At 69.7% G+C, this 12,899-nt stretch carries 12 protein-coding genes and 1 tRNA gene; 3 read left to right on the top strand and 10 right to left on the bottom strand.

Annotation, left to right across the window (positions count from 1 at the left end; all coding sequences use genetic code 11):
• Positions 1-16 precede the first annotated feature (16 nt).
• Both J7E45_RS03820 and J7E45_RS03825 read left to right on the top strand, forming a co-directional pair.
• Positions 17-1,273 (top strand): winged helix-turn-helix domain-containing protein, encoded by a 1,257-nt coding sequence (locus J7E45_RS03820; protein WP_215067123.1) that lies wholly within the window; start codon positions 17-19, stop codon positions 1,271-1,273.
• Positions 1,270-2,190 (top strand): hypothetical protein, encoded by a 921-nt coding sequence (locus J7E45_RS03825; protein ID WP_215067126.1) that lies wholly within the window; start codon positions 1,270-1,272, stop codon positions 2,188-2,190. The genes J7E45_RS03820 and J7E45_RS03825 overlap by 4 nt, the downstream gene beginning before the upstream one ends.
• 27 nt (positions 2,191-2,217) lie before the next feature.
• On the opposite strand, the gene J7E45_RS03830 is transcribed toward J7E45_RS03825, so the two are convergent.
• The 3 genes from J7E45_RS03830 to J7E45_RS03840 form a co-directional block, all read right to left on the bottom strand.
• On the bottom strand, positions 2,218-2,784 hold the full coding sequence (locus J7E45_RS03830) for a LemA family protein (RefSeq protein ID WP_029262976.1): 567 nt from the start codon (positions 2,782-2,784) through the stop codon (positions 2,218-2,220).
• Between the two features lie 93 nt (positions 2,785-2,877).
• On the bottom strand, positions 2,878-4,191 hold the full coding sequence (locus tag J7E45_RS03835; protein WP_215067127.1) for a D-arabinono-1,4-lactone oxidase: 1,314 nt from the start codon (positions 4,189-4,191) through the stop codon (positions 2,878-2,880).
• Positions 4,188-5,435: an alanine racemase gene (locus tag J7E45_RS03840; RefSeq protein ID WP_215067128.1), complete on the bottom strand. Its 1,248-nt coding sequence runs from the start codon at positions 5,433-5,435 to the stop codon at positions 4,188-4,190. Before J7E45_RS03840 ends, J7E45_RS03835 begins: the two co-directional genes overlap by 4 nt.
• A gap of 87 nt (positions 5,436-5,522) precedes the next feature.
• On the opposite strand from J7E45_RS03840, the gene J7E45_RS03845 reads away from it, so the two are divergent.
• Positions 5,523-5,595: transfer RNA gene (locus J7E45_RS03845), tRNA-Leu, on the top strand.
• Positions 5,596-5,604: 9 nt separating this feature from the next.
• On the opposite strand, the gene J7E45_RS03850 is transcribed toward J7E45_RS03845, so the two are convergent.
• The 7 genes from J7E45_RS03850 to eno all read right to left on the bottom strand — a co-directional run bounded on the left by J7E45_RS03850 (position 5,605) and on the right by eno (position 12,872).
• Positions 5,605-6,270, bottom strand: a complete 666-nt coding sequence (locus J7E45_RS03850; RefSeq protein WP_091034294.1) for a DedA family protein — start codon at positions 6,268-6,270, stop codon at positions 5,605-5,607.
• A gap of 6 nt (positions 6,271-6,276) precedes the next feature.
• Positions 6,277-7,200, bottom strand: a complete 924-nt coding sequence (locus tag J7E45_RS03855) for a hypothetical protein (RefSeq protein WP_091034296.1) — start codon at positions 7,198-7,200, stop codon at positions 6,277-6,279.
• Positions 7,201-7,489: 289 nt separating this feature from the next.
• Positions 7,490-9,007: an FAD-dependent oxidoreductase gene (locus J7E45_RS03860; RefSeq protein WP_215067129.1), complete on the bottom strand. Its 1,518-nt coding sequence runs from the start codon at positions 9,005-9,007 to the stop codon at positions 7,490-7,492.
• Between the two features lie 25 nt (positions 9,008-9,032).
• Complete coding sequence (locus tag J7E45_RS03865) at positions 9,033-10,340, bottom strand: S8 family serine peptidase (protein ID WP_167633913.1); 1,308 nt, start codon at positions 10,338-10,340, stop codon at positions 9,033-9,035.
• A complete protein-coding gene (locus tag J7E45_RS03870) occupies positions 10,337-10,879 on the bottom strand; it encodes a DUF501 domain-containing protein (protein ID WP_215067131.1) in 543 nt (180 codons plus the stop codon). The genes J7E45_RS03865 and J7E45_RS03870 overlap by 4 nt, the downstream gene beginning before the upstream one ends.
• Positions 10,880-10,926: 47 nt before the next feature.
• Positions 10,927-11,301: a septum formation initiator family protein gene (locus J7E45_RS03875; RefSeq protein ID WP_167381616.1), complete on the bottom strand. Its 375-nt coding sequence runs from the start codon at positions 11,299-11,301 to the stop codon at positions 10,927-10,929.
• Positions 11,302-11,591: 290 nt separating this feature from the next.
• Positions 11,592-12,872 carry a phosphopyruvate hydratase gene (gene eno, locus J7E45_RS03880; protein WP_215067132.1) on the bottom strand — a complete coding sequence of 427 codons (1,281 nt, stop codon included), beginning with the start codon at positions 12,870-12,872 and terminating at the stop codon, positions 11,592-11,594.
• Positions 12,873-12,899 lie beyond the last annotated feature (27 nt).

Here is a 12,899-nt window from a genome sequence, read left to right on the forward strand (position 1 = left end):
GCGATACGCTGACGGCGTGACCGAGACCCTCAGCTCCACCCAGGCCCGGCGAATCGCCCTCGCCGCTCAGGGGTTCACCCGCGCCAGACCCGAGGCGGTCACCGCCCGCCACGTGCACCGGGTGATGGACCGCCTGGGGGTGCTCCAGATCGATTCGGTGAACGTGTTCGCACGCTCGCACTACCTCCCCCTGTTCTCCCGTCTCGGCTCCTACGACCCGGCGCTCCTCGACAGGGTCTTCCTCTCCCGCACCACCCACTACGTCGAGTACCTCGCCCACGAGGCGACGTTCATCCCGGTGGCGGACTGGCCGCTGTGGCGATTCCGCATGGACGACTTCCGGCGGAAGTGGGCGGATGAAGACTCGTGGATGAGCAACAACGCGCGCACGGTGCAGTGGGTGCAAGACGAACTGCGTGCGCGGGGTCCGCTGCGTCCCGCCGACCTGCGTGACGACGCGCCGCGGGAACGCGGAACATGGTGGGACTGGGACGAGGCCAAGCTCGCGCTCGAACACCTCTGGCGCACGGGTGATGTCGCCGTCAGCGGCCGCCGGGGCTTCGAGCGCACGTACGCCCTGGCCGAGCAGGTGATTCCAGACGGTATCCGGTCGCGGGAGATCTCCCGCGCCGAGGCGATCCTCGAGCTGACGCGTCGTGCGGCTCGCTCGAGCGGTGTCGCGACGCAATCCGACCTCGCCGACTACTACCGGATCCGTGACCGTGCCGCGGTCGCCCGATCGGTCACCGAGCTCGTCGATGCCGGGGAACTGCAGCCGGTTCAGGTGCGCGGGTGGGAACGCGGAGGCCGTCCTTTGCCCGCCTGGCGGCATCGCGACGCCGTTCTGCCGCGCAAGGTCGGAGCCGCAGCCGTTCTGACGCCCTTCGATCCGGTGGTGTGGTTCCGCGACCGGGCGCTGCGCATCTTCGACCTCGACTACCGCATCGAGATCTACGTCCCGGCTGAGAAGCGCCGGTTCGGCTACTACTCGCTGCCCGTGCTCGTCGGCGACCGCATCGTGGCGAGGGTCGACCTGAAGGCCGACCGCGCCACCTCAACGCTGCAGGTGCAGTCCGCGTGGTGGGAGCCGCAGGCCCTGCCGGGCGATGCCGAGCCCGTCGCCGCGGAACTGGCCCTCGCCGCCGCCTGGCAGGGTCTGGAGCGCGTGTCGGTCTCTGGTTGGGGCGATGCCACGGCAGCGCTTCATGAGGCGCTGAGCGGCACGGGCGCGCAGCTGCACAGACACGTGCACGCCAGAGAGAGTGCCCCGTGAGCCGGCGGCGCTGGTGGCTGATCGCCGGTGCGGTCGGCGTCGTCGTGCTCGTCGCCGGAGGCGTGTGGATCTGGCAGGCGACCGGCCGCCCCGCCACGGCGGAGGAGGCGGCGGCGGAGTACCTGCGCGCGCTCGAATCCGGTGACCCCGCAGCGGTGGAGGCCACTGGTGCCGTGATGCAGCAGGAGACGCTCGACGCGTTCTCCGACGCGACCGCACTCGTCCACGATGCGGAGGTGATCTCCGTCAGCGGAGACGACAGCGCGCCGGTCGGTGGTGTGACGGCGACGGCCGAGATCTCCTTTCGCCTGGCTGACGAGAAACACTCCGCAGAGCTCACGCTCTCCCCCATCGACGGACGGTGGGTCGTGGATGAGTCCGGGCGGGGTACCGTGACCGCCCGCCCCTCGGTCGGCTCATTCATCGCCTTCGGGGAGCAGCTCCTACCCGCCGACGAGGCGACGGCGCTGTTGCCGGCGACCTACACCGCCGCCGCCGCACCGGTGTCGCTTCTCAGCGGAGAGACATCGGTGACCGTGCTCCCCGGCGACGAGACGGCCGTCGACATCGATGTGTCGGTACGCCCCGAGGCGACAGCCGCCGCGCAGAAGCAGCTCGACGAGCACCTCGAGACGTGCGCGAAGCCCGGCACCGCCGCGCCCGAGGGCTGCGGAATCCGTGTCCCCTGGGGCACCGAGTTCCGCGCGGTGTCGGAGTACCGATACCGCATCGAGAAGCTACCGACGCTGGCCCTGACCGGCACGGAGTTCTCGGCGGAGGGCGGCGTCCTGTTCACCACGGTCACCGGAACAGGGCAGGACGGCGCGAAGCGCGAGGCCACTTATCGGACCGAGACGTGGACCGTGCGCGGCGACGTGTCGTTCACCGCAGACGGCGTGGTGCTCAGCGCCTGGTGAGCGGGCCCCTGGTGAATGCGATTCGAATCAGAACTGCACGCGAGGCGGCTCGGAGATCGCACTGCTGTCGGCGACCTCGAAGAACTCCCGCTCGGTGAAGCCGAGGCCCTTGGCGAACAGGTTGTTCGGGAAGACCTTGATCTTGGTGTTGAGCTCGCGCACGCCACCGTTGTAGAACCGGCGCGCAGCCTGGATCTTGTCTTCGGTGTCGACCAGCGCCTGCTGCACCTGGAGGAAGTTCGTGCTCGCCTGCAGCTGCGGGTACGCCTCGGCGACCGCGAAGAGACTGCGCAGCGCCTGCTGGAGGTGTCCCTCGGCGATGCCTGCCTCACCGGGACCGCCGGCGGACAGCGTCTCGGCGCGTGCACGAGTCACGTTCTCGAAGACCGCCTTCTCGTGGGAGGCGTATCCCTTGACCGTCTCGATGAGGTTGGGGATGAGGTCGGCTCGTCGCTTCAACTGCACCGTGATGCCGCTCCACGCCTCGTCGACGCGCACCTTCAGCTGCACCAGCGAGTTGTACGTGGCCCACAGATAGATGCCGGCGAGCAGGATCACTCCGACAACGATCAGTACCGGCACGAGCCATTCCATCAGAGGCCCACCCTTCCTCGTGTTTCTCTCATCCTAGACGCGCACCCTGCACGTGGACTGGGCGCGCGGCCCGGGTTGCGGTCCCGAACCGTGTCAGGCTCCGAGTACCCGTTCGAGATAGCGATTCGTGAAACGCCGCTCCGGATCGAGACGGTCGCGGAGCGCGACGAAGTCGTCGAATCGCGGATAGCGCTCGCGCAGCGTCTCGTCCGTCAACGTGTGCAGCTTGCCCCAGTGCGGCCGTCCGCCGAACTCGAGCATGATCTCCTCCACCGCGTTGAAGTACTCCGTGGGGTCGGCGCGCCAATACCGGTGCACGGCGATGTAAGCGCTCGGCCGCCCGTGCGCCGTCGACAGCCACAGGTCGTCTTCCGCCGCGAAACGCACCTCGATCGGGAACTCGATCCGCCACCCGCGCTGAGCGATGAGGGCGCGGACCGCCTGGAACGCCGGCACGACGTTCTCGGCCGGGAGCGCGTACTCCATCTCCCGGAACCGCACGGTGCGGCTCTGGATGAGCACCCGATGCGACTGCTCGGTGAACTCGCGGTCTCCGGTGAGCTTGACCGCCAATCTGCTGAACGGCGGCGTCATCGCCGGAACCACCTGCCCCGCGGCGCACACGACGCGGTAGACCGCGTTGGAGAGAAGCGTCTCATCGATCCACCTGCCCACGACGGGGAGCGGCTTGCGTACCGTCGACTCGGGCAGTCGCGTCTGACGCTTCGTCAGCGCCACCTCGGTATGCGGGAACCAGTAGAACTCGAAGTGGTCCGACGAAGCCACACGTTCATCGAGCGTGGCGAGCACGTCGTCGAGCGGGGCCGGCTCGTCGATGGCGTGCATGACGAACGCCGGTGTGCACTGCAGCGTCACCTCGACGATGATGCCGAGCGCGCCGAGCCCGAGCGCGACGGCAGGCAGCAGCTCGCTCTCGTGCTCGTCGTCGATGCGGAGGAACTCTCCGGCGGCGGTGACCATGGTGATGCCGACGACCTGAGTCGCCAGGCCGCCGAACCGAGCGCCGGTGCCGTGGGTTCCGGTCGAGATCGCTCCCGCGATGGACTGGCGATCGATGTCGCCCAGGTTCTCCATGGCGAGCCCATAGGGCGCGAGCAATCCGGGGACGCGGTGCAGCCGGGTGCCCGCGAGGAGGGTGACGCGGCCGGTGGCCGCATCCGCCGAGACGAGTCCCTGCAGGTCGTCGAGCTCCAGCAGGACACCGGGTGCGACGGCGATGCCGGTGAAGCTGTGCCCCGCTCCCACAGCCTTCACGCTGAGACCGTGCTTCACCGCCGCGATCACCGCGCGCTGCACGCCTTCGGGGCTGCGCGGACGCTCCACGCGCACGGGGCGCACCGAGGCCGACCGGCCCCAGTTCTGCCAGGAGCCGCCGATTCTCGTCACAGGAACGCCTTTCCCTCGCCGCGGTAGGTGGGGAGCTCATCGATGACCTGCTCCCCCGAAACCAGGTGGTAGCGCTCGATGCGCTCCGCGGGCTCACCGCTCTTCGCATGCCGGAACCAGACCCGGTCTCCCACGCCCAACGACGTGGCGGCGGGGCCCTGCAGCGGCGTCTGCACCTCACCGGCGGCCTCGCGCCCGAGTGTGCGGAGCCCTTCGGGCCACACCGGACGGGGCTGACGGGAGGCGAGCGCAGGGCCGGAGGCGATCCAGCCTCCTCCGAGCACGGTGGCGATATCGGCGGCCGGACGGCGCACCACATCGAAAGCGAAGGCTGAGGCCGGGGCGGGACGGAACGAGCGGTAGCCGTCGAACAGATGGCCGCCGAGCAGCCCGCTCCCGGCACTCGCCTCGGTGAGCGACTCGTCGCTGCCGGTGAACTCGAGCGAGCCCGTGCCCCCACCGTTGAGGATCTCCAGCGGGGCGATCGCACCGACGGCGGCGACGATGGCCGCCCGTCGCTCGCGCAGCTCGTTCCTCGACCTCGCCTGCACCACGCGGATCAGCGGCGCGTCGGCCCCGGCATCATCGCCCTGTCCGGCGATCTGCGCGTCGTACATCTGCAGTCCGACGAGGCGGAAGCCGGGACGCGCGACCACCTTGCGGGCGAAGCCGGCGACCTCACCGGCAGTGAAGAGCGCCGAGCGGCGCACGCCGATGTGGCCGAGGAGCGACGATCGCCAGGAGGCGTCGACATCGATCGCGACGCGGATCTCGGGGCGCGAGGCGGGACCTGCGACGCTGTCGATCAGGTCGAGGTGGACGAGATCGTCGACCATCAACGTGATGCGCTGCGCCGCACGTTCATCGGCGAAGAGCCGTTCCAGGCCCGCACGATCCACCGTCGGGTAGCCGAGCATGATGTCGTCATGCGTCTCGGCGAGCCACAGCGCCTCCTCGAGCGTGAACGCGAGGATGCCGCGGAATCCGGGCAGCTTCAGCACCGCATCGAGCACGGCGCGCACGCGCACCGACTTCGAGGCGACTCGGATGGGGAGTCCGCCCGCGCGCACTAACAGGTCCATCGCGTTGTAGCGGAGCGCCTCGCGATCGATCACCCCGACCGGCGCCGGCAGGTGTCCGGTCGCGGCGGAGAGGCGTGGCCAGTACCGCGCCGGATCTTCCCACTCCGGGGCGATCGCGGGCGCACCCTGGACGGGGCTCAGTTCGTCGATGAGGTCGAGCACTCCCCCACCCTAAGGCTTTCTCGTACTCCGGATCATCCCCTGCGGCACCGGGTCGCAGCCACCGCTCGGCGATAGGCTGGCGACGCGGCCCCCGTAGCCCAATGGCAGAGGCAGGCGACTTAAAATCGCTTCAGTCTGGGTTCGAGTCCCAGCGGGGGCACTCCGCTTCTCACTTCTCGCCGTCGGCAACCGCCCTCCGCTCTCCCGCGGCCTCGCGCACTCGCCGGGCCACCAGGACGACGAGGGCGATCACGATGGCCGTGTAGACGGCGTAGTCGAGGTATCCCAGGTACTGCTCCAGCTGCTCGTGCTGCGTGCCGAGGGCCGCACCGACACCGAGGAGCAGAGCGTTCCAGGCGCCGCTGCCGACGATCGTGTAGATGCTGAAGGTGACGAGATTCATTCGCGATGCCCCGGCGGGGATGGAGATGAGACTGCGCACACCCGGGACCATCCGCCCCACCAGCACCGTCCAGCCCCCGCTGCGCGTGAACCAGTCGGCGCCCCGCTCCAGGTCCGAGCGGCTCACCAGCCGGGTCGCTGCCAGCAGCCGCACCGCCCGCTGCATGCCGATCGCCGCGCCGAGCCCGTACAGCAGCAGGGCTCCCAGCCAGGAGGCCAGCGTGCTCCAGAAGATGAGCCATCCCAGGTTCAGCTCTCCACTCTGGCTGAGGTATCCGGCGAAGGGCAGGATCACCTCGCTCGGGATCGGCGGGATCAGCACCTCGAGGAAGACGAGCACGCCGACCCCGACGTCGCCGAGGGAGGTGAGCACGTCGGCCGCGAATCCGGTCAGACCGGTGAAGCCGTGTTCGGCGTCGGTTGCGAAGAACATCCGAGCTCAGCGTCCGAACAGATCGCCGATGCCCGGGATGCCGAGGTCCCCGAGTCGCTCGCCCCATCCGGTGGCCGCCTCGCCGAGGCCGGAGGCTGCCTCCCCCGCGGAGCCCATCAGGTCGCCTGCCCCGCCGGCGAGCGACTCGACATCGATTCCGGCGGCGAGCGACTCGACATCGATGCCCTCGGCCAGCGCGCCGAAGTCGACGCCGATGTCCGCGGCCTGCTCCAGAAGCGGACCGGCCACCGTGCTGAGCACCGCACCACCGGCAACCGCACCGAGGAGTCCCACCGCCGCACCGCCTGCGGCAACCGCAGCACCACCGGCACCCGCGCCGCGCACGCGCGACAGGAGTCCGCGCATCCGCCCCGGCTTCATGGCCTCGGCCCGCCCGGCCGCGCGCGCGAGATCGTCCGGCGACGAAGACCTCGGACGCTCCCCCGGCTCGAGCTCCTGCCGCATCCGCGCCTCGACGAGTGTGCGCTGCACGGGCGTCAGGCGGGCGAATGCCTCACGGTGAATCTGCTCGACGCGCTGCGGGTCGGCTGTCTGCAGCAGGTAGTCGTAGCGCGCGATGGCCGCTCGATCGGCGTCGGATGCCGCAGGGGCTGTGCGCGAGGATCCGGCTACCGGTGGCGCGTAACGATCCCGCGGAGGAGTCGAACCGGCCCTGACGCTCGGAGCACCGGGTGCCGGCGGCGCGTAGGGATCCGCCCCCGCGGTCCGTGCGCTCTGGTCTGCGCGAGGGGTTCCCTCCGCCGGACCGCGGACCGCGTCCACGGCACCACGGAGCATCCCTCCCCAGTCCGTCGACCGGGAACCGTCCTGCGAGCGGGGACCGCCCGCCGAGTGGTCGCTGCGTCCGGACCCGGCATTCTTCTCGAGCGCGTCGGATGCCATTCCGATCAGTCGGGAGAGCTTTCCCATGGGTGTCCCTTTCGTGGTGCGGGCCACCGGGGATTCCCACGTCGAAGCGACGGCAGGGGTTACTCGGCACCCCGCGATGCGGGTGCCAAGGTCTCCTCCACCCTCACGGGCCAGCGGGCCGGAGCACGATCTCGTGCTCGTAATGACGACGACGCTGCAGACGGGAGTACTCCCCTTGCTGCTCCCAAGGTAATGGCTGTACCTGTGCATCGCCCCGAAGCCGCACCGACGAAAAGACGATCGGCCCCGGCGCAGAGCGCGCGGGGCCGATCGTCTGACAGAAGTGCGACTACTTCGCGGTCGCCTCAGCGGGCTCGGCGGCGGTCTTCGCGGGAGCCTTCTTCGCCGCGGGCTTCTTGGCCACCGGCTTCTTGGCTGCCGGCTCGGCCGCAGCATCTCCCGATGCTGCCTTCGCCGTCGTCTTCTTGACGGCCGGCTCCGCCTTCGCAGCCGGAGCAGCGTCTGCAACGGGCGCCGCGGGAGCTACCGGCCGCGGACGCGCGGCGAACTCCTCGAACACGTAGCGCGGGTTCTGCACCGTCTCGAGGTTCACCAGGTCGCGACCCAGCCACAGGTTGTTCCACCAGCCCCAGATCACGCGGAACTTGCGCTCCCACGTCGGCATCGCGAGACCGTGGTAGCCGCGGTGCGCGACCCAGGCCACGAAGCCCTTGAGGGCGATCTTGCCGGACTGGAAGACACCGTTGTACAGGCCGAGACCCGCCACAGCGCCCATGTTCTTGTGGAAGTACTCCTTGGGGTTCTCGCCCCGGAGGACGGCCACGAGGTTCTTCGCGAGGAGCTTCGCCTGACGGACGGCATGCTGAGCGTTCGGCACGCAGAAGCCGCCGACGCCGCCACCCGAGAGGTCGGGGACGGCCGACACGTCGCCCGCAGCCCAGGCGCCCTCGACGAAGGCCTCGGGCGTGCCGACGCGCAGGTCGGCACGGGTCTGGATGCGACCGCGCTCTTCGACCGGGAGGTCGCCGCCGCGAACGACGGTCGGGTTCGCCATGACACCGGCGGTCCACACGATGACGTCGGTCGGGATGACCTCGCCCGTGGAGAGCTCGACGTTGCCGTCGACCGCGCTCGTCAGCTGCGTGTCGAGGTGCACGTTGGCACCACGCTTGGCGAGGTCCTTGAGCACCCACTCGCTGGTCTGCAGCGAGACCTCGGGCATGATGCGGCCCATCGCCTCGATGAGGTGGAAGTGGGTGTCTTCGAAGCTGATCTGCGGGTACTTGCCCACCAGCGCGGAGGCCAGCGAACGCAGCTCGGCGAAGACCTCGATACCGGCGAACCCGCCGCCGACGACGACGACGGTCAGCAGACGGTCGCGCTCGGGTCCGGCGGGGAGCGCGGCGGCCTTGTCGAAGTTCGACATGACCTTGTCGCGGATCGCGACGGCTTCCTCGATGGTCTTCAGCCCGATGGCGTTGTCGGCGATGCCCGGGATCGGGAAAGTGCGGGAGACGGCTCCCGCGGTGACCACGATCTGGTCGTAGGCGAACTCGTACGGCTCGCCGACGGGCGGCGTGATCGTGGCGACCTTCTGCGCGTGGTTGATGTTCGTCACCTTGGCGGTGAGGACGTGGGTGCGCTTGAGGTGACGGCGGTGGGCGACGACCGAGTGACGTGCCTCGATCGAGCCGGCGGCCACCTCGGGCAGGAACGGCTGGTACGTCATGTACGGCAGCGGGTCGACCATGGTCACGTCGGCCTCACCCTTGCGGAGGTGCTTCTCGAGCTTCCACGCGGAATAGAAGCCTGCGTACCCTCCGCCGACGATCAGAATCTTGGGCACAGTGCTGTTCTGAGGCACAGAAGAACTACTCCTCGGAGTCGGGGATTTGGCGTACGGAAACGCGCGCCGATCGGATGCGCCGGGCAGCTGCGGTGACGCCAAGCGCTATCAGGATACCAGGCACCGTGAGCGCGATGAGCGGCAGGGTACCGTAGCGCAGGGAATCGGCGCTGGGAAGCAACGGTGAAGCGACGTCGGTCGGCGCATCGGCCGCGGGCAGAGGGGGCACGGCCACCGGAGTCATCGAAGGCACGGGCTGCGGCTCGGATTCCGCGCGACGGAAGTAGCGGATCCATTCCGCGAGGTCGCCCATGGGGTTCGCACTCACCGGGGCGATGTTCGCGGAGATCGCTGCGGCCGCGTCCACCAGCCCGTAGCCGTATAGCGGATCCTGCGGCTTGACGGCGTCCGGCACCGGTATCGCGGTCTTGATGATGCGGTTGATGACGTCGATGGCCTTGATGTCGGGGTGTGCGGAACGGATCAGTGCGGCGACCCCCGCGACGATGGGTGCCGCGCCGCTCGTCCCACGCCAGCGCTCGACCTTGCCGTCGGCGGAGACACCGATCAGCCCCTCGCTGGGTGCCGAGATCCCGATCGTGATGCCCTGGGTGGAAGCCTCGACGCTCGCGGTTCCCGTCTGGTCCACGCCGCCCACCGTGAGCACGCCGGGGATCGTCGCAGGAGCACCGATGATGTTCGTGCCGCTCCCCCGGTTACCCGCGGCGACGACGACCACCACGTCGTGCTCGAACGCGTAGAGGAACGCGTCGTCCCAGCTCTCGTCCCAGTCGAGCGTGTTCGTCGTGAACGAGAGGTTGATGATGTCGGCGCCGTGGTCGACCGCCCAGCGCATGCCCTTCGCGACCTGCTCCGTGAACGGCACGGCGGCCGCCGCGCCGAAGCCGACCGAGATCGAGAGGAGATTGGCCTCCGGCGCGACGCCGATCATGCCGGTCCCATCGGCCGCGCCGCGTCCGGCGGCGAGCGAGGCCACCCAGGAGCCATGGTTTCCGTCGATCGCGCCCAGCGGCGTCCGTCCGTCCGGCGTGCCGGCACCCGAGACATCCGTGCCGCCGACCACGGCGTCGCCGAACACCTCGGGCACCTTGCCGATGCCGGTGTCGATCACGGCGATCGTCACGCCCTTGCCGCGGGTCGTCTGCCATGCCTCGCGGATCCGCGCCCCGTCGAGCCAGTACTCCGACGCACGGGTCGGATCGGACGGATCGTCCGGGATCGGGGGCGGCGTCGCGGTGGCGCCGAGGAGCAGCACAGACGCCGCGACCACCATCATGGCGGCGGCGCTGCGCAGCGTCCGTCGGGCTGTCATGCCGGTGACGCCGCCGCTTCGCGCTGCGCGGCGCCGGGGTCTTCGCACCGGCACACGTCGGGCGACCAGGATGACCGCGACAGCGCGGCATCGCCGATGGGGTTCACGCCGGGACCAGCGGCGAGAGCATGCCCCGCCAGTGCGTGCAGGCACTTCACACGCGTCGGCATCCCTCCGGCGGAGATGCCGTCGATCTCGGGCACCTCCCCGAACTGCGTCCGATCGGCGAGATAGGCCTCGTGCGCGGCGAGGTAGGCGGCCGCGACGTCTTCATCGTCGGCCAGGAGCGCCGCGAGCTCCGGCATCACCTGGTTGGCCTCGAGGGTCGACATCGCGGCCGTGGCAGCCGGGTGCGTGAGGTAGTAGAACGTGGGGAACGGCGTGCCGTCCGGAAGGCGCGGCGTCGTCGCGACCACCGTGGGGTTGCCGCATGCGCAGCGAGCTGCGATGCCGACCACACCCCGGGCAGAACGACCGAGCTGGGCCGAGACGACGGCGAGCTCGGCGGGCGTGGGGGCGGGGAACGGCGGCGTGGTCACCCCTCCAGCGTAGGGGAGCCGGCCGAGAGGATGCTCGGAGCGAACGCTCAGGGAGCGGTCGTCGCCGTGCCGCTGAGTCCCGTCGCGACCAGGGTACGCAGCAGCTGCGGCATCCAGTCCGACGGCTTCTCCTCGAGCGTGTCGCTCACGGGCGCCTGCTCACGCGGGAGCGCGGACGGATCGAGGTCGTTGTCGATCAGGTAGACGACCTCGCCCGGCTTGACGTAGTACAGGCGCTCGCGCGCCTGAGTGGTGATGTAGGCGGGGTCGTTCCATCGTTCGCGCTCGGCGATCAGGGCGGTGATCTCGTCTTCGCTGACCTGCACCGATGCCTCGAGCGCCGCGATCTTCTGACGCTGGTCGATGAACGTCCCGAGCGTGGGCACGAGGACCCAGGCTCCCAGTACCACCAGCGAGAGCATGATGACCGAGAACGCCGAGAGGCGGATGCCGGAGGCCCATTCGCGAACGTCGACACGTGGCGCGTCGCCGCGGTTCCTCCCTGAGGTCCTGGGCGCGGGGGCGGCGGCAGAGGACGCCTTCGGTCGGGCAGCGCCCTTTCCGGTCGCCTTCGGGGCCGGAGATGACGAAGGAGGAGCCGGTCGTCGTGCCACGGCCCCTCCTTCGTCGTACCGCTTCAGCGGCTTCGTGCGCCGCGGACGACGGCCGTCTCAGCCGCCGCTTCCGCCGCTTCTTCGTGTGTCAGCTGCGCTCAGGCCTGCGAACGCGGGAACGCGGAGCGACCGGCGAAGACCGCGGCGTCGCCGAGCTCCTCCTCGATGCGCAGCAGCTGGTTGTACTTCGCGACGCGCTCGCTGCGAGCGGGCGCACCTGCCTTGATCTGACCGGAGTTCGTCGCGACGACGAGGTCGGCGATGGTCGTGTCCTCGGTCTCACCCGAGCGGTGCGACAGCATCGCCGTGTAGCCGGAGCGCTGCGCCAGGCTGACCGCGTCGAACGTCTCGGTGAGCGTGCCGATCTGGTTGACCTTGACCAGCAGCGAGTTGGCGACGCCGCGCTTGATGCCGTCGGCGAGGCGCTGCGGGTTGGTGACGAACAGGTCGTCGCCGACCAGCTGGACCTTGGAGCCCAGAGCATCGGTGAGGTGCTTCCAGTTGTCCCAGTCGTCCTCGGCGAGAGCATCCTCGATCGTGACGATCGGGAAGTCGTTGACCAGGCCCACGTAGTACTCGGTGAGCGCGGCCGCGTCCCAGTCCTTGTTGTCGAGGCGGTAGACGCCGTCCTTGAAGAACTCGGTCGCCGCGACGTCGAGGCCGAGGGCGATGTCGGTGCCGGGGGTGAAGCCGGCCTTCTCGATCGCCTTCACCAGGAAGTCCAGGCCCTCGCGGTTGCTGGGCAGGTCGGGGGCGAAGCCGCCCTCGTCGCCGAGGCCGGTCGCGTAGCCGGCGGCCTTCAGCTCTGCGCGCAGCACGTGATAGGTCTCGACACCCCAGCGGAGTGCCTCGGAGTAGGTCTCCGCGCCGACCGGGGCGAGGAAGAACTCCTGCATGTCGATGCCGTTGTCGGCGTGCTCGCCGCCGTTGATGACGTTGAAGAGCGGAACGGGCAGCACGTGCGCGTTCGGGCCACCCAGGTAGCGGAACAGCGGGAGGTCGGCCGAGTCTGCAGCCGCCTTGGCGACGGCGAGGCTCACACCGAGGATGGCGTTGGCGCCGACGCGCTTCTTGTTCTCGGTGCCGTCGACATCGATAAGGATCTCGTCGACGATGCGCTGCTCGCTCGCCTCGACACCCTCGATGGCCGGGCCGAGCTCGTCGATGATGGCGCCGACGGCCTTGAGGACGCCCTTGCCCCCGTAACGGCTCTTGTCGCCGTCGCGGAGCTCGTACGCCTCGAACGCGCCGGTGGAGGCACCGGACGGGACGGCCGCCCGCTGCACGATGCCGTCGTCGAGGAGGACCTCCACCTCGACGGTCGGGTTTCCGCGCGAGTCGAGAATCTCGCGTGCGCCTACAGCCTCGATCAGTGCCACTGATGTGCTCCTTGTTCAGGGGGAAAA

Source organism: Microbacterium sp. ISL-59, from assembly GCF_018613945.1.
GTDB classification, from domain to species: domain Bacteria; phylum Actinomycetota; class Actinomycetes; order Actinomycetales; family Microbacteriaceae; genus Microbacterium; species Microbacterium oxydans_B.

What these genes read in the sequence shown, in the direction of transcription:
- J7E45_RS03875 (WP_167381616.1), bottom strand. Translation starts at nt 11,301, where the DNA reads ATGCTCTCGCTGGTGGTACTGGGAGCCTGGGTCCTCGTGCCCACGCTC.
- J7E45_RS03855 (WP_091034296.1), bottom strand. Translation starts at nt 7,200, where the DNA reads ATGGGAAAGCTCTCCCGACTGATCGGAATGGCATCCGACGCGCTCGAG.
- J7E45_RS03830 (WP_029262976.1), bottom strand. Translation starts at nt 2,784, where the DNA reads ATGGAATGGCTCGTGCCGGTACTGATCGTTGTCGGAGTGATCCTGCTC.
- J7E45_RS03850 (WP_091034294.1), bottom strand. Translation starts at nt 6,270, where the DNA reads ATGTTCTTCGCAACCGACGCCGAACACGGCTTCACCGGTCTGACCGGA.
- J7E45_RS03865 (WP_167633913.1), bottom strand. Translation starts at nt 10,340, where the DNA reads ATGACAGCCCGACGGACGCTGCGCAGCGCCGCCGCCATGATGGTGGTC.